The organism is Flagellimonas lutimaris, assembly GCF_003581615.1.
Lineage (GTDB): Bacteria > Bacteroidota > Bacteroidia > Flavobacteriales > Flavobacteriaceae > Flagellimonas > Flagellimonas lutimaris.
The window spans coordinates 125,456-149,440 of the sequence record NZ_QXFH01000069.1 but is presented as its reverse complement, the minus strand read 5'-3'; the positions used below and the strand labels follow the sequence as shown (position 1 = coordinate 149,440).

At 40.4% G+C, this 23,985-nt stretch carries 24 protein-coding genes and 1 pseudogene; 14 read left to right on the top strand and 11 right to left on the bottom strand.

Features of this window, described 5'->3' with window-relative positions:
• Positions 1-20 precede the first annotated feature (20 nt).
• Entirely contained in the window at positions 21-842 is an 822-nt protein-coding gene (locus tag D2V08_RS04155; RefSeq protein ID WP_119606823.1) for a hypothetical protein, read from the top strand.
• A gap of 8 nt (positions 843-850) precedes the next feature.
• On the opposite strand, the gene D2V08_RS04150 is transcribed toward D2V08_RS04155, so the two are convergent.
• Positions 851-1,483, bottom strand: a complete 633-nt coding sequence (locus D2V08_RS04150) for a 7-carboxy-7-deazaguanine synthase QueE (RefSeq protein WP_119606822.1) — start codon at positions 1,481-1,483, stop codon at positions 851-853.
• A 32-nt stretch (positions 1,484-1,515) separates the two neighbouring features.
• The gene (locus D2V08_RS04145; RefSeq protein ID WP_119606821.1) at positions 1,516-1,968 is read right to left on the bottom strand and encodes a RidA family protein; all 453 of its coding nucleotides are present in this window, start codon (positions 1,966-1,968) and stop codon (positions 1,516-1,518) included.
• A 56-nt stretch (positions 1,969-2,024) separates the two neighbouring features.
• On the opposite strand from D2V08_RS04145, the gene D2V08_RS04140 reads away from it, so the two are divergent.
• From D2V08_RS04140 to D2V08_RS04130, 3 genes are all read left to right on the top strand, one after another.
• On the top strand, positions 2,025-3,524 hold the full coding sequence (locus D2V08_RS04140; protein ID WP_119606820.1) for a helicase HerA-like domain-containing protein: 1,500 nt from the start codon (positions 2,025-2,027) through the stop codon (positions 3,522-3,524).
• A 4-nt stretch (positions 3,525-3,528) separates the two neighbouring features.
• A complete protein-coding gene (locus tag D2V08_RS04135; RefSeq protein WP_119606819.1) occupies positions 3,529-4,077 on the top strand; it encodes a hypothetical protein in 549 nt (182 codons plus the stop codon).
• Between the two features lie 71 nt (positions 4,078-4,148).
• On the top strand, positions 4,149-5,108 hold the full coding sequence (locus tag D2V08_RS04130; protein ID WP_119606818.1) for a YybH family protein: 960 nt from the start codon (positions 4,149-4,151) through the stop codon (positions 5,106-5,108).
• Here D2V08_RS04130 and D2V08_RS04125 read toward each other — a convergent pair.
• Positions 5,105-5,527 carry a winged helix-turn-helix transcriptional regulator gene (locus D2V08_RS04125; RefSeq protein WP_119606817.1) on the bottom strand — a complete coding sequence of 141 codons (423 nt, stop codon included), beginning with the start codon at positions 5,525-5,527 and terminating at the stop codon, positions 5,105-5,107. The genes D2V08_RS04130 and D2V08_RS04125 overlap by 4 nt on opposite strands.
• A gap of 97 nt (positions 5,528-5,624) precedes the next feature.
• Between D2V08_RS04125 and D2V08_RS04120 the strand changes: the two genes are divergently transcribed.
• Together D2V08_RS04120 and D2V08_RS04115 are read left to right on the top strand one after the other, a co-directional pair.
• Complete coding sequence (locus D2V08_RS04120; protein ID WP_119606816.1) at positions 5,625-6,464, top strand: alpha/beta hydrolase; 840 nt, start codon at positions 5,625-5,627, stop codon at positions 6,462-6,464.
• Positions 6,465-6,497: 33 nt separating this feature from the next.
• Complete coding sequence (locus D2V08_RS04115) at positions 6,498-6,920, top strand: VOC family protein (RefSeq protein WP_119606815.1); 423 nt, start codon at positions 6,498-6,500, stop codon at positions 6,918-6,920.
• Position 6,921: 1 nt separating this feature from the next.
• Here the strand turns inward: D2V08_RS04115 and D2V08_RS04110 are convergent, their stop codons facing one another.
• Positions 6,922-7,548, bottom strand: a complete 627-nt coding sequence (locus D2V08_RS04110; RefSeq protein ID WP_119606814.1) for a DUF2306 domain-containing protein — start codon at positions 7,546-7,548, stop codon at positions 6,922-6,924.
• A gap of 120 nt (positions 7,549-7,668) precedes the next feature.
• Here D2V08_RS04110 and D2V08_RS17285 point away from each other — a divergent pair, with 120 nt between their 5' ends.
• The gene (locus tag D2V08_RS17285) at positions 7,669-7,821 is read left to right on the top strand and encodes a hypothetical protein (protein ID WP_182835483.1); all 153 of its coding nucleotides are present in this window, start codon (positions 7,669-7,671) and stop codon (positions 7,819-7,821) included.
• Between the two features lie 4 nt (positions 7,822-7,825).
• On the opposite strand, the gene folD is transcribed toward D2V08_RS17285, so the two are convergent.
• The 4 genes from folD to D2V08_RS04090 all read right to left on the bottom strand — a co-directional run bounded on the left by folD (position 7,826) and on the right by D2V08_RS04090 (position 12,457).
• Positions 7,826-8,704 carry a bifunctional methylenetetrahydrofolate dehydrogenase/methenyltetrahydrofolate cyclohydrolase FolD gene (gene folD / locus D2V08_RS04105; RefSeq protein WP_119606813.1) on the bottom strand — a complete coding sequence of 293 codons (879 nt, stop codon included), beginning with the start codon at positions 8,702-8,704 and terminating at the stop codon, positions 7,826-7,828.
• A 30-nt stretch (positions 8,705-8,734) separates the two neighbouring features.
• Complete coding sequence (ffh, locus tag D2V08_RS04100) at positions 8,735-10,063, bottom strand: signal recognition particle protein (RefSeq protein WP_119606812.1); 1,329 nt, start codon at positions 10,061-10,063, stop codon at positions 8,735-8,737.
• Between the two features lie 107 nt (positions 10,064-10,170).
• Positions 10,171-10,647: a hypothetical protein gene (locus tag D2V08_RS04095; protein WP_245980488.1), complete on the bottom strand. Its 477-nt coding sequence runs from the start codon at positions 10,645-10,647 to the stop codon at positions 10,171-10,173.
• A gap of 43 nt (positions 10,648-10,690) precedes the next feature.
• A complete protein-coding gene (locus tag D2V08_RS04090; RefSeq protein WP_119606811.1) occupies positions 10,691-12,457 on the bottom strand; it encodes a hypothetical protein in 1,767 nt (588 codons plus the stop codon).
• 113 nt (positions 12,458-12,570) lie between these two features.
• Here D2V08_RS04090 and D2V08_RS04085 point away from each other — a divergent pair, with 113 nt between their 5' ends.
• The 3 genes from D2V08_RS04085 (at position 12,571) to D2V08_RS04075 (ending at position 16,608) form a co-directional block, all read left to right on the top strand.
• Positions 12,571-13,071 (top strand): RNA polymerase sigma factor, encoded by a 501-nt coding sequence (locus D2V08_RS04085; RefSeq protein ID WP_119606810.1) that lies wholly within the window; start codon positions 12,571-12,573, stop codon positions 13,069-13,071.
• 77 nt (positions 13,072-13,148) lie between these two features.
• Positions 13,149-14,063, top strand: a complete 915-nt coding sequence (locus tag D2V08_RS04080; protein WP_119606809.1) for a FecR family protein — start codon at positions 13,149-13,151, stop codon at positions 14,061-14,063.
• Complete coding sequence (locus tag D2V08_RS04075) at positions 14,041-16,608, top strand: TonB-dependent receptor (protein ID WP_119606808.1); 2,568 nt, start codon at positions 14,041-14,043, stop codon at positions 16,606-16,608. Before D2V08_RS04080 ends, D2V08_RS04075 begins: the two co-directional genes overlap by 23 nt.
• A gap of 214 nt (positions 16,609-16,822) precedes the next feature.
• Here D2V08_RS04075 and argS read toward each other — a convergent pair whose 3' ends face one another.
• Positions 16,823-18,601, bottom strand: a complete 1,779-nt coding sequence (gene argS / locus D2V08_RS04070) for an arginine--tRNA ligase (RefSeq protein ID WP_119606807.1) — start codon at positions 18,599-18,601, stop codon at positions 16,823-16,825.
• 93 nt (positions 18,602-18,694) lie between these two features.
• Between argS and D2V08_RS04065 the strand changes: the two genes are divergently transcribed.
• From D2V08_RS04065 to D2V08_RS04055, 3 genes are all read left to right on the top strand, one after another.
• The gene (locus D2V08_RS04065) at positions 18,695-19,120 is read left to right on the top strand and encodes a hypothetical protein (protein ID WP_119606806.1); all 426 of its coding nucleotides are present in this window, start codon (positions 18,695-18,697) and stop codon (positions 19,118-19,120) included.
• Positions 19,117-20,538, top strand: coding sequence for an SDR family oxidoreductase (locus tag D2V08_RS04060; RefSeq protein WP_119606805.1), 1,422 nt, complete (start codon positions 19,117-19,119; stop codon positions 20,536-20,538). The genes D2V08_RS04065 and D2V08_RS04060 overlap by 4 nt, the downstream gene beginning before the upstream one ends.
• Before the next feature lie 463 nt (positions 20,539-21,001).
• A complete protein-coding gene (locus tag D2V08_RS04055) occupies positions 21,002-22,513 on the top strand; it encodes a peptidase associated/transthyretin-like domain-containing protein (protein WP_119606804.1) in 1,512 nt (503 codons plus the stop codon).
• A gap of 10 nt (positions 22,514-22,523) precedes the next feature.
• On the opposite strand, the pseudogene D2V08_RS17865 reads toward D2V08_RS04055, so the two are convergent.
• Positions 22,524-22,619, bottom strand: a pseudogene (locus D2V08_RS17865) (hypothetical protein); the annotation flags it as partial.
• 78 nt (positions 22,620-22,697) lie between these two features.
• On the opposite strand from D2V08_RS17865, the gene D2V08_RS04045 reads away from it, so the two are divergent.
• Entirely contained in the window at positions 22,698-22,889 is a 192-nt protein-coding gene (locus D2V08_RS04045) for a hypothetical protein (protein WP_119606803.1), read from the top strand.
• A gap of 328 nt (positions 22,890-23,217) precedes the next feature.
• Here D2V08_RS04045 and D2V08_RS04040 read toward each other — a convergent pair whose 3' ends face one another.
• Positions 23,218-23,835, bottom strand: a complete 618-nt coding sequence (locus D2V08_RS04040; RefSeq protein ID WP_119606802.1) for a Pr6Pr family membrane protein — start codon at positions 23,833-23,835, stop codon at positions 23,218-23,220.
• Positions 23,836-23,985 lie beyond the last annotated feature (150 nt).

The following is a 23,985-nucleotide window of genomic DNA, read 5'->3' as shown; positions in this document are numbered from 1 at the left end:
CTAATACTTATTACATTGCTATGAAAAAAATTGCTCTTTATGCTTTATGTTGTTTTGGAATTTTACTAAGCTGTTCCAAGGATTCGGATATTACATCTGCAGGTTCCAATACCAACCTTAAAGCTGGAAACCTTCTAACTACTGGCGCATCGGCCAGAGATCTATTATCCAATGATAATTTTGATAACCTTTTGATAGAAATCGCCTATGTTGCCGGTTTTGAACCAACTTTTGAGGCCATTTCCAATTTCGAGGAGTTTTTACTAGCAAGAACCTATAAGGAAAATGTGGAATTCAAATTCACATCGCTTTCTTCACCCTCTGAGGAAACATTGACATTGGAAGAAGTTGTAGATCTTGAAGAAGAGAACCGGACCCAATATAATGATGGCAATACCATGGCTGTCTACATATATTTTGCTGATGCTCCTACCGAAAGTGATCAAGGTGATGAAAATCTTGTGACATTAGGAGCGGTTTACCGTAATACTTCCATGGTTATATACCAATCCACAGTAGAAGATATAGCCAATAGAAGTTCTTCTGTATCCATTGCCGATGTTGAAACCGCGACTTTATTACATGAATTTGGTCATTTATTCGGACTGGTCAACTTATCAACCCAATCGGTAAACGAACACGAAGAAACCATTATTAATGATGATGGCAATGAAGAAGGCAATAACCATTGTAATGTGGATGGCTGCTTAATGCGTTCAGAGCTGGAATTTGGAGCCTCTCTTTTAAAGCAGATGGAAAAAAATACCTCCAAGGGCCTAGCTTCTATTCCTGATTTTGATTCCGAATGCCTTTTGGACCTTCAAAAATACGGGGGGCGTTAACCCATAGCTTAAGGAATATTCAAATACTTGTGGGTCTGTAGGGAAACCTTCCATTTGGGGTGTTTCATCACATAATCCACAATTTTCGGTACCATTTTATCACGAACACTCCATTCCGGTTGAAGGTAAAGGATACAATCTTCCCCAACTTGTGCAGCTTGCTCTTCAGCAAAAATGAAGTCGTGCTTATTGTAAACAATCACTTTTAATTCTTGGGCTTTTTTATAGATATCGCCCACTGGAAGTTTATTTTTCTTTGGGGATAGACAAATCCAATCCCATACGCCTGTCAATGGATACGCTCCCGAAGTTTCAATATGAATTGTCATACCCCTTTCCTTGAGGCCTTGGGTCAACGGCCCCATGTCCCAAGTAAGTGGTTCACCTCCAGTGATTACAATGGTATCGGAATACTTTTCGGCATTGGCCACAATACTCTCAATAGTTGTAGGAGGATGAGTTTCGGCATTCCAGCTCTCCTTAACATCACACCAATGGCAACCCACATCGCATCCACCAACTCTTATAAAATAAGCTGCTGTACCTTTATGGTAGCCTTCCCCTTGAATGGTATAAAATTCTTCCATTAGGGGCAGCATCAAGCCCTTTTCCACCAAATCCATTACATTTTCTTCAACCATGGTGCAAAGATAATCCTCTTCTATGGTTTCACCTATTTTACGGCAATAACATCAATTTCTATACTGCTCTTTGCCGCAAGGCCCTTGGCTGCATAGGTGGTCCGAGCTGGTTTTTTGGTGAAATATTGGGTATAAACTTCATTAAAGGCCGCAAAATCTTCAATGTTGGCTAAAATCACGGTACATTTTACCACATTGTCCAAGGTCATTCCATGTTGGGCCAACACATCCTCAATATTTTTTATGGCTTGCTCCGTTTCTGCCTGAATACCGCCTTCAACAAGTGTTCGAGTGGCATGGTCCATCCCTATTTGCCCGGCCAAAAAGTACATGTTTCCCGCCTGTACCACATCGCTAAAAGGAGCATTTTGCTTTTTTGGTTCGTGTGATTTATAAAAAATAATCTCCGTACTTTCTTGTGCATAGGAAGTGGCCATTACGCCACTCATCAGAATTGACAATAGTGCAAAGTGAAAAGGTTTCATAATCCCGTTTTTAGTTTTGCTTAAAATTACCCTATTTTTATCGCAAATTGAACGCAATGGGCAACAAAGAAAAATTCTTTGAGCATATAGAGCAAGGGTACGCCATGAAGGGCGATTTCATTACCGTGGGTGCTGGAATGTTGGATGGTGAGACCATGACCAACGCCTACATTAAAATTCCTCTAAAAACAATGAATCGCCATGGGCTTATTGCCGGTGCCACGGGAACGGGAAAAACCAAAACCCTACAGGTATTGGCCGAAAACCTATCCGACAAGGGAATTCCTGTATTGCTCATGGACCTAAAAGGTGACCTTAGTGGTATTGCCCAACCCAGTCCTGGTCACCCAAAAATTGATGAACGCCAAGAAAAAATAGGGCTTTCTTTTGAAGCCAAAGGTTTCCCTGTGGAAATTATGTCCCTCTCGGAACAAGAAGGAGTTCGCTTACGTGCTACTGTTTCTGAGTTTGGCCCTGTTTTGCTTTCAAGGATTTTGGACCTTAGTGTTACCCAAGAAGGTATTGTTGCTGTAGTTTTTAAATATTGTGACGACAACAAACTTCCGCTTCTTGACCTAAATGATTTTAAAAAGGTATTGCAATATGCCACTGGCGAAGGAAAAGAAGAGTTCCAAAAAGAATATGGTCGTATCTCTACAAGTTCTACCGGCACCATTTTAAGGAAGATTATTGAACTGGAGCAGCAAGGTGCAGATTTATTCTTTGGTGAAAAATCCTTTGATGTGGATGACTTGGTTCGGATTGATGAAAATGGGCGTGGTTACGTGAACATTATCCGATTGACCGATATCCAGGACAGACCTAAACTGTTCTCAACATTTATGTTAAGTCTTTTGGCCGAGATTTACTCCACTTTTCCCGAACAAGGGGATAGCGATAGACCAGAATTGGTGTTGTTCATAGATGAGGCCCATCTGATTTTTGACAATGCCAGCAAAGCACTTTTGGACCAGATTGAAAGTATTGTAAAGTTGATACGCTCCAAGGGAATTGGGCTTTATTTTGTGACCCAAAACCCTACTGATGTACCGGATGATGTTTTGGCACAATTGGGATTGAAGATACAGCATGCACTCCGTGCGTTTACGGCCAAGGACAGGAAAGCAATTAAGCTTACCGCCCAAAACTATCCTATTTCCGAATTCTATGATACTGCAGAGGTACTTACATCATTGGGAACCGGTGAAGCGCTGATATCCGCCTTGGACGAAAAAGGGCGCCCAACACCATTGGCGGCCACCATGATGCGCGCACCCATGAGCCGCATGGATATTTTGAGCGATTCCGAAATCAAGGAGGTATTGGACAAGTCTAAATTGATTAAAAAATATAATGAGGAAATCGATCGTGAGAGCGCCTACGAAATCCTCACCGAAAAAATTGAAAAGGCTGAAAAAGAGGCCAAGAAAGAAAAATCAACAAGCCGAAGGTCAACAAGCCGAAAGAGCACCCGAATGAACCCTGTGGTCAAAGTTTTGACAAGCGCTACATTTATCAGGGGAGTGTTAGGGGTTTTAAAAAAAGTGATTCGATAATTTTATGAAAAAGACAAGCAGAGTAATTGCCTTAGTTTTTGGTATTGCATTAATTCATTCTTGCCAAAAAGATATCACATTCTTAATTACGGAAACAAGCGTAGGCCCATTGACCCAGACCACCGCCGTAAAAGAAATGGAATCCACCTTTATAAAAGATTCAGTTGTGGGAGACACTGCTCAAATCAATTTAGGTGCTTCCCCTAAAAAAATTGAAGTTTTTGAAAAAGGAGGCAAACACCTTTTAACGCTTACCGCTAACTCGGACAGTATCCCCACTATTGAGAATGTTCGGGTTATGGACCCTAGATATGTAACAGAAAACGGGATAGGGTTAAAAAGCACTTTTAAGGATATCCAAAGTAAATACGATATCAAAAAAATTGTGACCACTTTGAACAGTATTGTGGTTTTTCCAAAGGAAAGCAACCTCTACTTTACTATCGACAAGGAGGAACTCCCTGAAAATTTACGCTTTTCAACCTCTGACATTGATGCGGTTCAAATACCAGACGGGGCCAAAATCAAGTACTTGATGCTAGGCTGGGAATAGCCTGTTAATTAAATGCCAAATATCTGGCAATCTGATACTTATTTGGATAAATTAAGCAAAAACCTATCCGAATGAAAAAATTACTGTACTTGTTCGTCATTTTTCCGGTATTTACATTCGCCCAATTCAATTTTGAACCTTCATTGGGACACCCGTATGGTCTGCCCAATCCAGATGCGCCTTCTGAACTCATGGATTTCGCTCCATTAATAGGGGAGTGCCAGTGTAAATCCGAGCTTCGCAAAGCAGATGGAACCTGGGCCGAGCCTGTTAACATGATCTGGCGTTTCAAATATATCATGAACGGAATGGCCATTCAGGACGAAACGCTAAAAGAAGATGGTACCTATTCAGGTAGCATACGTCAATTTATTCCAGATAGCACACGTTGGTATGTACATTATTACTCTACTTCAAGCACAGTTACCAAATTACCTACTTGGGAAGGCAAAAAAACAGAGGATGGAAAAATAGTGCTATACAGGGAACAAAAAGCTCCAAATGGTACAGACGGATTTTACAAAATTTCGTTCTATAATATTAACGAGAGTGGTTTTAAATGGATTGGGGAATGGGTAGATAAAACAGAATCTGTGATTTATCCTACTTGGAAAATAGATTGTTCCAATGGTAAAACCTCTATACATCAACCCGCTGATGAAGCAAAAATCATAGCGGCCACCAAAGTCTTTTCAAAGGCCTACATGGAAGGTGACTTTGAAACCATAGCCAATAGCTATACGGAAGATGCCAAAATTTTTCCAAACAATGCCGACATTATTGCCGGAAGGGAAGCCATTAAAAAGAGGTGGATGCTAGGATCAGGAACCAAAATTTTGCACCACGAAATCAACCCTGAAGAAATCACCTTTCTAGGTGACCATGCACATGACTATGGCTATTTCCAAGGAAAATCTGAAAACAAGGACGGTTCTGTATCCAATTGGAGGGGTAAATATGTCGTAGTCTGGAAGAAAGAGGATGGAAATTGGAAAATGTATTTAGATATTTGGAACCGTATTAGGAACTAGAACAATCCATACTTTTCACGATTGGCCATAACCTTTGGGCTGTTATCGTGCATCCATTCGGTAAGTTCCAGCAATTTTTCCACATAAGATCGTCCAAATTCAGTAAGGCTATATTCCACCCGAATCGGTACCTCGGGATAGGCTTTACGTTTAATATAACCATCCGCTTCTAAAACCTTTAAGCGTTGGCTTAGTACTTTATTGGAAATCCCGTAGACGTATTTTTTGAGTTTGTTGAACCGAAGTACAGGAAAATAGCCTAACCAAAGTAGAATTAAAACACTCCATTGATCCGAAGCCACTGACATTACATCTCGAACGGGGCACAGTTCGGGCGGGTTCTTGTAATCGATGTGCCCAAACATTTTTTCTATTTTTTTTACCGTTCTAACTTTCTGATTTTCAGTAATAGTTTCCATTTACATACCTAGTTTGCAATCAATCACTTCTTTTCTTTTCTAAAATGAATATGTACTTTTAGTTTCCAATTAAGAGTAAGTTACAAAAAGTAACCTCATGAAAAAACTACTTAATAAAATAATTCCATTGGCCTATGGGCAATACTATAATGCCTATACGTTAATTGCACCCAAAAAGGCAGCCGAGAATGCTTTTCATGTATTTTGTACGGTAAGAAAAGGACGTGTTGGACCGGAACAGGCCGAATATTTGGACGGTTCCAAGCTCAACATAGAGAATATAGCCGGCCACAAGGTACAATCCTATCACTGGCCCGGAAACAAAGAAACCGTTTTGTTGGTACATGGATGGGAGAGCAACACCTTTCGGTGGCGCAACCTCATCAAAAAACTTAGGGAAGCGGATTTTAATATCATTGCGTTTGACGCTCCATCACACGGGTATTCCTCTGGAAAACATCTCTATGTGCCTTTATACGAAGAAGCGGTAAACTATATGGTGAAAAAATATAATCCAAAACATCTTATTGGACATTCCGTAGGTGGGATGACCATTATCTACAACCAATACAAAAACCCAAGTGATGAGGTTGAAAAAATGGTCACGATCGGATCTCCATCCGAATTCCATGAAATCATGGAACACTTTCAAGACTTGTTAAAGTTCAACAATCGAGTAATGAAACATTTGGACAAGTATATTTTGGATAGGTTTGGATTTAAAATAAATGAATTTTCAACGTCCAAGTTTGCACAATCCTTAAGCAAAAAAGGGTTGTTGTTTCATGATAAACATGACAACATTACTCCGTACCATGCTTCTGTAGCAGTAAATAAAAATTGGAAAGATAGCACCTTGGTCAGTACCGAAGGACTTGGCCATTCCATGCATCAGGATGATGTGAACAATCAAATCGTCTCTTTTTTGGAAGCTTGATAAAGTTGTCCTAATTTTCAAGAAAAATAGACCATGCAAAAAACAACCCCCTTCCATGTTGCCGTTCCTGTGCATAATTTAGATGAATGTAGAACCTTTTATCGCGATGTACTCGGGTGTGAAGAAGGTAGAAGTGCCGAACAATGGGTAGACTTCAACTTTTTCGGACATCAATTTGTTATTCATTATAAGCCTAAATCCGAAGAAGAAACACATACCAACCCCGTTGATGGCAAAAATGTACCCGTACCTCATTATGGTGTGGTTTTGCCATGGGATACCTTTCAAACATTTTCAAAAGAATTAATGGAAAAGGGGATTGATTTTGTAATTGAACCTTACATCCGGTTTAAAGGTGAGCCCGGAGAGCAGGCTACCATGTTCTTTTTAGACCCTGCCGGCAATGCTTTGGAGTTCAAGGCTTTTAAAGATATGGGGCAATTGTTTGCCAAGTAGATTAAACGAGAGTCAGGCCTTTTTTCTTTACCCAAATTTGGGCAAAAATCATATTGGGCACCCAACAGAGCCAAGCAACGATTTTATAAGCTATTAAAAACTCGCCGAATACAATAGTCAGGAAAGGCAACCAAATGCGCAGGGTAACTGCTGCAAAACAAGCGGCGTAACTGTAAATCATCATTCCTTGATGTAGGGAAAGGTCTTTGTTTTTTACTGCGATATAAGCCCTTAATGTTGTAAACAGCCAAATAACTCCAAGACTTATAAAACCCAAAGATGACACAATCCCCCCTGTTGCGAAAAAACCAAGGTAAACACCGCACAAACCACTAATCAAAGCAGCAATAACATATACTTTTCCAAGGTTCCTATGCAAATTGAGCCGCTTGGCACGAAGCTTTTTTATAAACTGTGACCAACCGATCAACAGTGCCAAACCTCCAAAGCTTATATGACCGAAAAAGGCAAGATTCCAGACCGTGCTTGACAATAAGTCTTCGGATTTATTCATCAAAAGTCCAAAATCTTCCGTGGCAAATAAGTAAATCAAAGGGTAAAGACCAATTCCTATGGCCAGCAAAACGAAAACCACCCATGCTACTTTATTTCTTACTGTTTGAGCCATATTGCCTGATTTAGCACGAAGTAAGTTATCGATATTTTGGATATAAAGGCAAGAATTTTAATGGTAATTCGTTATAAACGTACTGATTAGGCACTCATGCCGCTCCCAAATCCTACTATTATGAAGACAATTTTACTCTTGATTACCCTTATTTTTTCTGCTATGGCAGTATCTAGCTGTACCAATGACGAAAGCGATACCGAATTTGAACTTCTCACCCCAGAAGAAGAACAACAAGCTACCTTAAAGGCAGAACAAGAAAATGTAAACTAAAGTTCTACGCATTGTGGCGCTCACGGGCCAAGAGCGTGTTTTTGAGTAGCATTGCTATGGTCATAGGGCCTACTCCACCCGGTACAGGGGTAATGTAAGATGCTTTTTTACTCACATTTTCAAAGTCTACATCTCCTGTAATGTAGTATCCTTTTTCGCGAGTTTCATCGGGAACACGGGTAATACCTACGTCAATGATAGTCACGCCATCCTTGACCATATCGGCCTTGAGGAATTTTGGGACACCCAAAGCGGATATTACAATATCGGCCTGAAGTGTCAACTCCTTTAGATTTTTGGTTCTACTATGTGCAAGGGTAACAGTGGAATTTCCCGGATTTCCCTTTTGGCTCATTAAAATGCTAATAGGTCTTCCTACAATATGGCTCCTACCGATTACCACAGTATGTTTCCCTTCGGTTTCCACTTTGTAGCGCTTCAATAGTTCCATGATTCCAAATGGAGTGGCAGAGATGAATGTCTCCATATCCAAAGCCATCTTACCAAAATTTGTAGGATGAAAACCATCCACATCCTTATCTGGATCTACGGCCATCAGCACTTTTTCCTCATCAATATGTTTGGGCAAAGGAAGTTGAACAATATAACCGTCGATATCGGGATTGTTGTTCAACTGATGTACTTGCTTCAGTAATTCTTCCTCGGTGGTTTCCTCTGGAAGATGAATCAAAGTGGATTCGAAACCTATTTTTTTACAAGAGCGTACCTTGCTCCCCACATAAGTTAAACTGGCTCCATCGTTGCCCACCAAAACGGCCGCCAAATGAGGAACTTTTTCACCCCGTTCTTTCATTTGGGCCACCTCAACGGTGATTTCTTCTTTTATCTGGTTCGATACTTTTTTTCCGTCAAGGATTTCCATAGGTTGTGTTGGTTTTACTTCTGAATAAGGTTATCTCATATTCTGCATCATCTGCATCATCTTTTTGCCGCCTCCGCCTTGCATCATCTTCATCATCTTGCTCATCTGGTTAAACTGCTTTAGCAACTGGTTTACCTCTTGGATAGAGGTTCCGCTACCTGAAGCAATTCGTTTCTTACGGCTGGCATTTAGCATGGATGGGGTAGATCTTTCTTCTGGGGTCATGGAATGGATGATAGCTTCAATATGTTTAAAGGCATCGTCATCAATATCCAAGCCTTTCAACGCCTTTCCTGCACCTGGAATCATTCCCATGAGGTCCTTCATGTTCCCCATTTTCTTGATTTGCTGAATCTGGCTCAAGAAATCATCAAACCCAAACTTATTCTTCGCAATTTTCTTTTGAATCTTACGTGCCTGTTCCTCATCAAACTGTTCTTGGGCTCGTTCTACCAAGGAAACTACGTCTCCCATTCCAAGGATACGGTCGGCCATACGAGATGGATGGAATACATCGATGGCTTCCATTTTCTCGCCAGTACCAATGAACTTTATAGGCTTATCGACCACAGATTTAATGGAAATGGCGGCACCACCCCGGGTATCACCGTCCAGCTTTGTTAGGATAACCCCATCAAAGTTCAAGACATCGTTAAACGCTTTCGCGGTATTAACGGCATCTTGTCCCGTCATGGAATCAACCACGAACAATGTTTCTTGGGGCTCTATGGCTTTATGAATGTTGGAAATTTCATCCATCATCTGCTCGTCCACAGCCAAACGACCTGCGGTATCGATAATCACCACATTACACCCTGCACTTTTTGCGTGGGCAATACCTGCCTTGGCAATAGCTACGGGGTTGTTATTGTCACGGTCGGAATATACCTCTACTCCTATTTGGTCACCTACAACATGTAACTGATCTATCGCCGCTGGACGGTATACATCACAAGCTACCAAAAGTGGTTTCTTGGTTTTTTTGTTCTTGAGGTAATTGGCAAGTTTACCGGAAAATGTTGTTTTACCGGAACCTTGCAGACCAGACATTAAAATTACAGAAGGGTTACCAGATAAATCTATTTCCTCTGCTTCGCCGCCCATTAATTCGGTAAGCTCGTCCTTTACCAATTTAACCATGAGCTGACCTGGTTGTAATGAGGTCAGTACGTTTTGGCCCAAAGCTTTTTCTTTTACCGTATTGGTAAATTCCTTGGCAATTTTGAAGTTAACGTCAGCATCCAATAAAGCTCTTCGAACTTCCTTAAGGGTCTCTGCTACATTGATTTCAGTAATCTGACCATGCCCTTTGAGGACGTGAAGTGCCTTATCTAATTTTTCGCTTAAATTATCGAACATATGTTCTTTGTTTTAAAGAGGGACAAATTTAAGAATAATATAAAAGAAAAAGGACGGCTTTGGGGAGAGCCGTCCTTCTTTTGGAAAAAAGATTGGGGAAAAATTATTCAATTCTTTTCGAAAACCAATTTATCGGTTCCGCCATTCCCTCCACTAACATCGATGAGCTCGATTCTAACCGACGTGAACTCTACAATATCCCAATCATCCGTTAGATCTGCAAAATCGGCTGGGGAGGAAAAAGCAATATTGAAATCTACGTCGCTATCATCATTCGAACTGTCATCATCGGAATCGGAATCGGTAATGGACCATGTTCCGTTTATTTCGGCATTGCCATCAGTAGCAACCAAAGTTCCATCAGTATTGAAGTCGAAGGTGTATCCGTTAAAATGATCCGTTTCTTCCTTGTCCGTGTCAAAGTAGTAAGCAATGGTCCAGGCACCACTGGTTGCTATACCATTTAGTTCTGTTATCTGAGCGGCAGACAAGTTATTTAACATATCTTCATCGTTGCTTTTTTCGCAACCCAATGTTATCAGTAACGTGGTGATTGCTGTGAGTTTTAATATTGAGGTTTTCATAATTCTTGTTTGTAAAATATAGTGTTCCCGTTGTTATTAGTGATTATGGTTTCTCAAATACCAAGGTATCTACCGAGCCATCATCGTTCTCATCTTTAAGTTCGATTCGGGTGGAGGTGATTGAAACTACCTTCCAATCCTCGGTCAATTCTGCAAGGTCGTCCCCTGTATCAAAATTGATATAGAACTTCAAACCGTCGTCAGAATCTCTCAGTACCCTCCAAAGTCCATTGGCTATTGGGTCGGCATTGATAGACACTTCTACTTGATACATCGTAGAGAAATCAAAATCCATACCTGTATAAGAAGTGGTCATATCCATTTCTCCTTCTTGGTAAAGAGCTACATTCCATGGTCCGCCCATAGCTATATTTCTGATTTCGGCAACATCACCATCATCAACACTATCATCACATACTTTCAACAATACCATTTCGTGGTCTGTTTCTTCAATACTAAAATTTAAGCGAGTTTCCGTCATCTCCTTGATAGGCCATTCAAAACTAACTCCAGGTTCGTCTCCCATGGTTATCATAAGCGAAAGCTGATATTGGCTGTTTAATCCAATCTCCCAAGTACCTTCTGTTGTGTTCACTCCATTTCCAAGGGTTACCACACCATCCGTCATAAATTGGAATTCATAACCCAAAAGTCTTTCTATTTCTTCACCTTGGTTCTCAACTTCTTTAATAACCCACTCGCATTCTTTGATCAGAGCAATAAATGCTTCTCTGTCAATATTGGCGGAGTCCTCGAGGTCACATCGTTTTTTGAGCACGATTTTGTTTCCATCGTCCTTGTAAAGTTTGATCTTGTCATCATCCAGCTCATACACTCGTGCATCTATTGTAAAATCCGGGAAGTTTTCAAAGTCAAGGCTCAGCATGACACCGTTATCTGACATACTGGTGCTCCAAGTTCCCATAATTTCGTCTGCCGTAAAGGTGGAGAAATATACAGTTCCATCTTCATTGAATGTCATTAAGCGTTCAATGTACTGTTCTGTATTGTCCACTTCATTTCGGATAACCTCTCTTACTTGTAAAGGACATGCCATCAAGTATTCGTCCAGTTCCGATTCGGAGAAATCATCATCATTGTAATCATCATCGTCATCTTCGTCACATTGGTTTTTGGCCATTTCCAAGGCTGCCGCCAATTCGGCATTGTTCTGTACCGTTACTTCGGTCCCATCATATTTCTTTAATGTAATTGGGAATTCAATGCTTATCAGATCATCATCTTCAAGTTCATCAAAAAATCTTCGCATATCCATATCACTGCCAATTTCAAAATCGCCTGTTACTTGGTTTTGAACATCGAACGTGAACAAAGTGATAGGGTAAACAAAATCAACACATTCAATATCGTCGTCGTCACCACCTTCAAGGCACTCTTTAGCGAAAGTTTCAAGCTCATCTTGGTTTTCGATGGTTATTTCACTAAAATCGGAAAGGGTAATAGTAATGGGGAATACAATGTCCAAAATGTCATCGTCATCGTCAAGCTCATCAAAAATTTCTTCAACCACATCCAAATCACTTTCAGAATCGATGGTCACTTCAACTCCATTAACATTTACCGTATAGGGAAATTGAATAGCCAAACAACTGGCGCCGTCCACAATATTGTCATAGGAACCATCATTGGAAGATGTATTTTCGATTAAAACCGCTGTTGTGGAATTAGCAGCAATAGTTTCACTCTGGGGATCATCTCCGATTTTTTCAAATTCTTCTTGACAAGAAGATAATCCAAAAACAAGTACAACAAGGGCTACGCGCAATATGTTGTGAATCAACTTTTTCATAATAACTGAATTTTGGGGTTATAATTCAACCTTAAAACAACCATCCAAACAAAAACCCTACTTTTTCTTGAAAATTTTCAAATATATTTGGGTCGAAGAACAAACTCCCGCCCATGAGCAATGTATGCGAAGATCATATTTTCAGTAAAGTTTTTAAGACTCATTCCAAGACAGTCTTCAACTACATCTTTTATAAATTCGGGAATGAGGAGAAAGCACACGATGCAGTACAGGAAGCCTTTGTTAAACTTTGGCAAAATTGTGCCAAGGTAAGTCCAGAGAAAGCCAAGTCATATGTCTACACAGTGGCCAACAACCTTTATTTAAATGTAATAAAGGCCGAAAAGGTAAGGTTGAAGCACGCTAATAGCCTAAGCAATGACCGAACCAATGAGTCCCCAGAATTTTTAATGGAGGAAAAAGAATACAAGGTAAAATTGGACAATGCCCTAAACGCTTTGCCCGAAAACCAACGAACCACTTTTTTGCTCAATAGAATCGATGGAAAAAAGTACACAGAAATTGCAGAAATTGAGGGTGTAAGTGTAAAAGCTATTGAAAAAAGGATGCATTTAGCCCTAAAGAGTTTACGGGAAGAGATTGATGGTATTTAAAAAATTCAGTTTATAATAAATTATAAGGTAGGGTATTTTAAAAGGTAGTTGTTATTATAACGTAAAGCATAGAACCCATGCAAGAAAATTATTTGGCAAAATGGTTGAGCGATGAGCTTTCAGAGGAAGAGCTTCAGGAATTTCAAAATTCTGAAGCGTATGCCTCTTACCAAAAGCTTAAGGACGCTACAAGCAGTCTGAAGGCCCCCGATTTTAATTCGGAAAAAGCCTTGCAACGTTTGAAAGACGAACATATTGAAAATGCACCAAAGGTGATTTCCCTGAACCCTTTCAAGAAATTCCTTAGGGTTGCTGCCGTTATTGCCATACTGCTCGCCGGTTCATACTTTTATGTAAACACATTGAACGAGAAAGTAACTACCGAATTTGCCGAACGTTCCGAAGTTGTGCTTCCAGATAATTCCGAAATCTTTTTGAATGTGGATTCCCAAATATCTTACAGCGAAAAAAATTGGGACAATAAAAGAAATATTGATTTAAAAGGTGAAGCCTTCTTTAAAGTGGCCAAAGGAAAAAAGTTTACGGTTTCTACCGATCATGGCACCGTTGCCGTTTTGGGAACACAGTTTAATGTGGAAAACAGAAAAGGCTTTTTTGAGGTAACTTGTTATGAAGGTTTGGTGAGCGTTACCCATAATAATAAAGAATCCAAATTACCTGCAGGAACTTCTTTCTTGGTTATCAACGGAAAAATTATCAGTACTGGAACACCCGATGGCACCTTGCCTTCTTGGATGAACAACGAAAGTAGTTTTGAAAGTATTCCTTTAAAATATGTATTTGCCGAACTTGAAAGACAGTTCAATGTGAAGGTATCTTCAGAAAATATAGATACAAACCTATTATTTACAGGGTCTTTTAACAACACAGACCTAAATATGGCGTTAAAAAGTATAAGTACCCCCTCCCAAACACATTACAAAATAGACGGAGACAACGTACTTTTTTATGCTGGGAACACACTACAATAAGCATTTAGGCCTCGCCTTGGTTTTTTTGTTTTTCATGTTTTGCAATATCAATGCACAGGAAAAGCAACAGTCTCCCCTTACCCTAATTTCCTACATAAAATCCCTAGAAGACCGCTTTAATGTCAAGTTTTCATATATAGATGAAGATTTGGAAGGACTCACGATAATTCTTCCAGAAAATCTGACCTCATTGGAAGATATCCTGCAATACGTTGAGGATTCGCTTCAAATTGAAGCAAACAAACTTAACGACAGATACTACACGCTTTCCAAAGACAATCGAGTAAATATCTGTGGGGTTGTTTTGGACAATTTTGCCGAAAACACGGTAATGGGTGCCACCGTGGAAGTATTGGGAGAAGATGTTGCAAAAATTACGGACAACAATGGTGCCTTCTCTTTAGATAACATTCCCCGAGATGCATCCCTTCAAATTAGATACTTAGGTTATGTAACCAAATATGTAAAAGTTGAAACACTTTTACAGCAGGGAGGTTGCCCTAAAATGCTATTGGCACAATATTATGAACAATTGGATGAAGTGTTCGTCTATAAATACCTTACTTCTGGAATCATTAAGGAAAAAGATGCGAGCATTACTTTGAATACAGCCGAGTTCGGAATCCTCCCGGGATTGATAGAACCTGATATCCTGCAAACGGTACAGGCTTTACCAGGTATTAAGAGTATTGATGAAACCGTATCAGATATTAATGTACGTGGCGGTACCAACGATCAAAACCTCATCCTTTGGAACGGAATCAAAATGTATCAATCAGGACATTTTTTTGGATTGATATCCGCCTTTAACCCCTACCAAACGGACAAAGTGACCATCTATAAAAATGGAACCCCTGCCAACTTTGGTGATGGGGTAAGCAGCGTTATCCAAATGGAAACGGGAAACAAAGTGCCAGAAATTTTTAAAGGGGGTGGCGGATTTAATCTGATCAGCGGTGATATTTATGCAGAAGTCCCTGTAACGAACAAACTGGGAGTTCAATTTTCTGCAAGGCGCTCGGCAACAGACTTTTTGAGTACTCCTACTTACAAACAATTCATCAACAGGGCCTTTCAGGATAGTGAAATCACCCTCCAAAACAACAACACTGTTGATGATGAATTCATTAGGGATGAAGACTTTTTCTTTTATGATTTTTCAGGAAAAATCCTGTACGACCTCAACGAAGACCACAAAATCCGACTAAGTGCCATCCACATCAAGAACAATTTAAAATTTGAAGAGACCAATGTCTCCGCCAACGAAACCAATATTAGCTTGTTAAAACAGGATAACATTTCTGTGGGCGGTCAATTGCAGAGCAGCTGGACAGATAAATTTTCTTCGCACCTCAACATATATTACTCCAGATATAACCTAGATGCACAAAACGTTTTTGACAATCAGGTGCAGCAACTGTTCCAAAACAATCAAGTGACGGAAAATGCGCTCAAATTCGACACAAATTATATCCTAACGGATGAATTTAGTTGGAACAATGGATATCAATTCATCGAAACAGGAATCGCCAACGCCACTGTAATCAACGAGCCTGATTTCAACAGTGAGATCAAAGGGGTTATCCGAACGCACGCGCCGTATTCGCAAGTCAATTATAATTCACCAGGGAACAAGTTTATTGGTGCATTTGGTGCACGATTTAACTTTATTGAAAATTTGGGGACTTTTAAAAAGCTTGTGATCGAACCCAGAATCAACCTCAATTTTAAATTGGCCAATTATGTTCGGGCTGAAGTTTTAGGGGAGTTCAAAAGTCAGACCACCAATCAAATCATAGATTTGGAGCAAAACTTTTTAGGGATAGAAAAACGCCGGTGGATTTTATCCAACGATGAAACACTTCCTGTCACCAAAAGCAAACAAGGTTCTGTGGGCATCAATTATGAAAAGAACAATTTCTACGTTGGGGTCGAAGGTTTTTACAAAAACGTGGACGGTATCAGTACTAGCACACAAGGATTCCAAAACCCCTATCAATTCTCAGGGGAAATAGGAAGTTACGATGTTAAGGGTGTGGAACTGCTCATCAACAAAAAAGGGGACAATTACAGTACATGGTTAAGCTACGCTTATAACAAAAATGATTATACGTTTGATTCCATTGTACCGCAATCGTTCCCCAACAATTTGGATATTAGGCACACCATTACCTTTGCCAGCACCTATACCTACAAAGACCTAAAGTTAAGTATTGGACTCAACTACAGGACGGGCAAACCCTATACAGAACCTATTGAAGGAGATGAAGGTTTGGATCAAAATTACTATCCACCTAGAATCAATTTCCAATCTCCCAACAATAGTCGATTACCTGAATATTTTAGAGCTGATGCATCCGCCATCTACAATTTTCAAATCAGTAGGGCCATTCGTGCCAATGCAGGTCTTTCTATCTTAAATTTTACGAACAGAAAAAATACCCTTAACAAATACTATCGGGTCAATGAGGACGATGAAATCGAGACCATAGAAAACTTTTCATTGGGCATCACCCCCAATGTTAGTTTTAGGGTGAGTTTTTAAATAGAGATTTCTCGACTACGCTCGAAATGACAGCCACGACATTAGTCAAGATTCGTGTAATTTGTGTCAAAGGATAAATGATTTTTCTCCTATTCCTTCCACTTCGCTGATGATATCATCTAGAAATGACAAAGCCTGTCGTTCCTGCAAAAGCAGGAATCCAAATAAATAAACCCAATTTATATTTTTGGTAAAAAAACAGAGGGATTAGGGATTACATCCTCTCAGGAACATCAATACCCAACAAACGGAACGCGGATTGAATGACTTCGCCCACATTTTGCGATAACTGTACCCTAAAGTTTTTCTTTTGCTCATCTGTTTCGCCCAAAATGGATACCTGCTGGTAAAAGGAATTGAACTCCTTGACCAAATCATAAGTATAATTGGCAATTAAGGCAGGACTAAAGTTCTCGGCAGCCAACTGAACCGTTTCTGGGAATAACTGAATCTGTTTCAATAATTCCTTTTCCTTTTCGTGCAAGTCCAAAGAAGTCTCGACTGCGCTCGACTTGACATTATCAGCTTTTCTTAAAATAGACTGAATCCTAGCGTAGGTATACTGAATAAATGGCCCCGTATTCCCCTGGAAGTCTACCGACTCCTCAGGGTTGAACAAGATGCGTTTTTTAGGATCTACTTTAAGAATGTAGTATTTAAGAGCGCCCAACCCTATAGTTCGGTACAATTGCTTTTTCTCTGCTTCGGAATACCCTTCCAACTTGCCCAATTCCTGTGAAATAGACTCGGCCGTATCCTCCATATTTTTAATCAGGTCGTCCGCATCCACCACGGTACCTTCCCTACTCTTCATTTTTCCACTGGGCAAGTCTACCATTCCATAGCTCAAGTGATACAATTGCTCTGCCCAAGAATAACCCAGTTTCTTCAGAATAAGGAATAACACCTTAAAATGGTAATCCTGTTCGTTCCCTACCGTGTACACCATTCCGTTGATGTCGGGAAAGTCAGTTACCCGTTGTATAGCCGTACCAATATCCTGGGTCATATACACCGCGGTACCATCGGAACGCAACACGATTTTTTCATCCAATCCCTCATCGGTAAGATCGATCCAAACACTGCCATCTTCTTTTTTAAAGAAAACGCCTCGTTCCAGACCATCTTTTACCACATCACGCCCCAACAAATAGGTGTCACTTTCGTAATATAAAGTATCAAAATCAACACCTAGGTTTTTGTATGTGGTATCAAAACCATCATATACCCAACCGTTCATTTTTTTCCAAAGAGACACCACCTCATCATCACCGGCTTCCCATTTTCTAAGCATATCTTGCGCCTCCAATAAAATTGGAGCTTCCTTTTCTGCTTTTTCTTTTGGTGTACCAGCCTCTGCCAATTCTGCAATCTGCTCTTTGTATACTTTATCAAAAGCCACATAATATTTACCGACCAAGTGATCCCCTTTCAATCCTGAAGATTCGGGAGTTTCACCCTCACCAAATTTTTGCCAGGCCAGCATACTCTTACAAATGTGGATACCACGATCATTAATGATCTGTGTTTTGTATACCTTTTTGCCCGATGCCTTCAAAATTTCAGCCACGGAATACCCCAAAAGGTTGTTTCGGATGTGTCCCAAGTGCAAAGGTTTGTTGGTATTGGGCGAAGAATATTCCACCATTACCGCATCATCCGACTGTGATTTTACATAACCAAAATCGGTTTCATCAGAAATAGCGTTGAAGAAGTTCAGATAATAACTGTTCTCAATAACAATGTTCAAAAAGCCTTTAACCACATTGTATTTGGACACCTCATCTACATTTTCAACAAGATAATCTCCAATCTGGGTTCCTATCTGAACAGGGTTTCCCTTTACATGGCGCAACATAGGAAATACCACCACGGTAATATCACCCTCAAAATCCTTTCGGGTAGGTTGAAATTCCACCGTAGGCAGGTCAACTTGGTACAGTTGTTTTACCGCCTCGATTACTTTTTGGGTCAAATCATCTTGCAAACTCATCTAACAGGCTTTTCAGGGCGCAAAACTACGCATTTTTTGGGCTTTTACCACACCATAACCAAATGGTCCGCCGTAATTTGATTAATTTTAGATATGCTATTGAACGTCTCCTACAACGATAAAAAAATCACCAAAAAAATTGACGAAGCCGTTGGCAAACCCCTTCCCATAAAAGAGCGTTTTGCCATGGGCGGTATTGGCTCTCCCAAACTACCTATCACCGAAGCTAGCTTGGACATTTACAACTTGCTCATTTTGGATAATAGCACCAATACCTGCAATGTTGAAATCCGTCCCAATGGCATTATTGTTCGGTTCCGTTCCCGTTTGGAGACCTACGGTCTTATAATCCCCTATTACAAATTGAATGTGTACAAAGGAGATATTGGCATTTATTCCATTTATATGGACCATTATTTCATTAAAGTACGTTCGGACACGAAGGCCATCCAACGTTTTTTTCGAAAATTATTGGACCACCGCGCGGACAACCTTCCCACCAATCTTGAAGATCTATGAAAATATTACTGACAGGAGCCAATGGCTATATTGGGATGCGCTTATTGCCCCAACTTTTGGATATGGGACACAATGTGGTTTGCGCCGTCCGTGATGAAAAACGACTTTCGGTCGATGCAAAGACCCGTTCCAAAATTGATGTTGTGGAAATTGATTTTTTGGATGACCCGGAAAAGCAACAAGTACCCGCAGATATTGATGCCGCCTACTACTTGATACATTCTATGACCTCTTCCGTCACAGATTTTGATGAAAAGGAAGCGCAAGCAGCCAAAAACTTCAACATCATTATAAAGAATACCCAATGCAAGCAGGTAATTTACCTCAGTGGTATTGTCAATGATAAAGAACTGTCCAAACACCTCAGCTCCAGAAAAAATGTGGAAGAAATCCTCTATAAAGGCTCTTTTGACCTTACCGTGCTCCGCGCTGGGATTATTGTAGGTTCTGGCAGTTCCTCTTTTGAGATTATACGCGACCTCTGTGAAAAACTGCCCGTGATGATTACACCAAAATGGGTACTTACCAAGACACAGCCCATTGCCATTCGGGATGTGATCCAGTTTCTTACCCAAGTATTGGGCAACAAGGATACGTACGACCAATCTTTTGATATTGGTGGACCCGATATTCTTACGTATAAGGATATGCTGCATGGTTATGCGAAGGTCCGTGGTTTTAAAAATTGGATCTTCACGGTTCCTGTGATGACACCCAAACTATCTTCCTACTGGCTCTATTTTGTTACCTCAACCTCCTACAAACTGGCCATGAACTTGGTGGACAGCATGAAAATGGAAGTGGTGGCCCAAGACAATCGGTTACAAGAAATGTTGGGCATTGAAACACACACCTATGAAGAAGCCATTGATTTAGCTTTCAAAAAAATTGAACAAAATTTGGTGATCAGCAGTTGGAAAGACAGTATTGCCAGCGGACAAATCCAAGAAGATCTCGAAAACTATATCCAAGTGCCCAAGTATGGCGTGCTTCAGGATAAAAAATCTATTCGCATTGAAGATGAAGATGCCGTTTTGGCGAATATTTGGCGCATTGGCGGAGAGACTGGATGGTATTATGGCAACTGGCTTTGGAAAATCCGTGGGTTTTTGGATAAATTGGTCGGAGGTCCCGGGCTCAGGCGCGGACGCACCCATCCCTATAAAATATTCCCAGGGGATGCATTGGACTTTTGGCGTGTATTGTTGGCCGATAAAAAATCCAAGCGCTTGCTTCTTTTTGCTGAAATGAAAACTCCTGGTGAAGCTTGGTTGGAGTTTAAGATTGAGGATGGAGTGCTTTATCAAACCGCCACTTTTCGTCCAAAAGGTTTATTGGGGCGATTGTATTGGTATTCGGTCCTTCCATTCCACCTATTTATTTTTGGGAATATGATCAAGAATATCGCTAAAGGCTAAAGTTTCCAATCATTTTTAAACAAATAACACCTGTCACATCGAGCGCAGTCGAGATGCCTTCATTTGTTGGTCATCGTTTCTTGATAAAAGATTTCTCGACTGCGCTCGAAATGACAATCATACCAATAATTAAGTGTAGTGCTGTCATTCTGAAGAAGCATAGCGACTGAAAAATCTCTTTTTTCAAATTCAAGTGCAAAAGATTCTTCGCTCCGCTCAGAATGACAAATAAAACAGTATTCAGGGCTTTTCGTAAAATTCGAGTCAAATCCTTTTGTCTTTACCATTGACCCAACTCCCAACTCCTAACTCTTAGCTCCTTTGCTGTTAAAATACTATTAAGCCTTATCGGTGATTCCGTTTTTATTCGCACTTTGTCACAAATCCCCCCCGAGTTCGTCTAAACAATAGGCAACCTTTATTGCGAAAAAGGTGTCTTATTAATGAAACCATACATTCAATTATGTCCGTTAAACAGACTATTCTCCTTACTACTTTTTCCCTTTTGATGGGGTTTCCAATATTTGCCCAAACCGTAAGTTCTCGTTTGGTGGATGCCAAGACACAAAAGGGCATTCCCTATGCTACTATTCAATATGGGGAAAATCAAGGAGTAATCACCAATGAGGAAGGCCGTTTCAGTTTTGTGCTGGAAGAAAGTACTTCCCTACCCGATTCCATTTATGTAACCTCAATGGGATACGAAAAAAAAGGATTCACCCTTGAGCAATTGCAAGACAGTTTGATTTCCTTGAATGCCAAAGCAATCGAACTGAGTGGCGTTTATGTTTTTGACAAGGAGCTGGAGGTGGAAGACATTATTGAAAAAATGATAGAGAACATTCCCCAAAACGTAAACAAAAGCCCCATAAAACAACGCTTTTTCCTGCGGAAAGCGGAACTGGCCAATATGCAAAAAGTGGATTTTGGGTTCGAAAAATCGTCCATTAAAGAGTTGAACAAGGAGCTTATGGACAGCATCTCGAATTCCATTCCAAAAAATGCAGCCCACTATACCGAAAGTTTTGGCGACCTCTATAAAAACAAAACAGAATACAAACTCAACATCATAAAAGCAGCCGACCTTTATGATAAAAAGGAGGTAGGTTCTTTTGAGGATTTGGCAGAGCATATGGAGGAAATCTTTAAACAGAATGTAAAACCTGGCTCTTACCTTAAGATTAAATCAGGCATTTTTAGTGAAAAAATTCAAGTTGATTCTATTTTGGACACTATGGATGATGAACGGGTAGATCAAGTAAAAAAGGTAAAGGCCCAAGTGGAAAAAGATAGTGTTTCGGGCTTGGTTGACAGCCAACGTTGGCAGTTTAAGGAAATGCTGAGTCAATTGTATTATAAAGAGGACACCAAACTGGACTTTGTGGACAAAACGCGTCGATACGAGTTTAAACTGGCAGGTTACGCCGATATTGGCGACGCAGGTGTTTATGTAGTAGATTTTTGGCCCAAGAGAAGCAGTGCCGACTTTAAAGGGCGCCTCTATATAAATATAGAGGACTTTGCCGTAATGCGACTCGATTTCGCGAATACCCAACGCTTACGAAACTTTAGATTATTGGGCATTACCTATCGTGAAACCGTGTACAAGGGCACCATGCATTTTGCCAAATTATCCAATGGCAAATACGACCTTCAGTTTATGGATTTGTCCGATGGTAAATATTTTGGTGTGGACCGACCGCTAAAAGTGGTGGAAAAGAACAAACACGTAAAAGGCCGTCGCAAGCAGAACGAACTAGAACTGAACATTGACTTCCGTATGAACATGACCGCCAAATGGGAGCTGGTAGTATTTAACCAAGATGAAATTGCAGAGAACGAGTTTAAAACCTACAAGGAAGACAAAACGGTTCGAGCCACCTATATGCCCCGCTACAACCCAGAGTTCTGGAAAGGCTACACCATTATGGAGCCTAACCAAGCTATTCGAGGGTTTACTGCTGAAGAGGAATAGATGTCAGATCTCAGACGTCAGATTTTAGATTGCAGAGGTTGGACAAGGAGACTCCCAGCGCTTGGCTTATACGGTACAAGGTATGAATAGTGATGTTACTTTCACCCTTTACCCAACACCCTTAGCCCCTCTTGCCATATATGACATGTAACAGTTATTCAAAAATCCTTTTCTTGCCTCTATCATGGAAAAAGGAGAAGTTGTATGGCAATGGATTGAAGACGGGTACGGCGCTCCCGAAGAACTCGCCAAAGTTCTGGATTTGGCTCTGGAAATGCTGTTTTATTTGGAAGAAGATACTTTTGACCGTAAGGAAGTGCAACAAGTGGTTGCTGCGCTTAAAGGAATTGTGGTTGGGTTGAGGAACACCAACTAAATTTATGAGATACGGAAACCTTCCTATCAAATAGCAAAGCATGCAAGTTCAGCATGGCGTAAAGCGTCATTTCGAAATGAGATGCAAAGCAGCGATTGAGAAATCTACTCCATTCTTAGATTTCTCACACTCCTTTCAGTCGTTCGAAATGACAAAAAAATGACCTTGGATAATTGGTGCAATTGGTATCGAACCATAAACCTGTAACAGAAAAGAGATGCTGAACGCTGTTCAGAATGACAGGTTGAAGATTTGTGATAATTCGTGCAATTCGTGTCAAAAAAGAAAATTGAGCATTGTAAATTGTTTATTGCCCATTGTACTTTGTTCATTGTTTGGGCTGGAGAAGTTTCCCCAAAACGTATAGCGCAACCATAATCAAAAGCATCAGCAGGAGTACAAAGAACACATTCAATAAGGTTGGTCCAAAACCAAGTTCATCCACATTTAAAAATGGATAGGGATAAAATCCCGAGAATTGCCCTCGGACCATCACAAAAACCAAATACCCTAAAGGGTATAGCAGCCATTTGGAGAGTTGTTTCCAAGCAACAACAGTCCTGGTACAAAACATGAGCCAATACACATACATAAATGCGGGGATAATGGTATGCAACAATTCGTCCACTACCATTTGTAGTCCTGTTGGATCCCAAATTTCACGTAGTACGAATTGATACACCACTCCCACCACCACAATAAACGTAGTTAAGGCAATGGGCGTTGTCTTTTTATGGAAAAGGGCCAATCGTTTTTGGTCGGCACCAAATACTCGGGTAGTAAAGAAAAGAGCCACCAACGTATTGGTCAGTATCGTAAAGAAGCTAAAAAATCGTACCAAGCTCTCGGCAGTGCCTGCTTCTCGATTTTGAAGCATCAAGTAAAGTTGGGCAAGTACGGCAAACCAGCCCATGCAAAGCCCAAATATTTCAAAGTTTCTGCGCATGGTCGAAGGTATTCAATTTACAATCATTGTCCAATCTATTGTCATTTCGAAATGAGGTGCAAAGCATTGATTGAGAAACCTCCTTCATTCTTAGATTTCTCGACTGCGCTCGAAATGACAGGTTTGACCTCCCTAAAAATTCGTGCAATT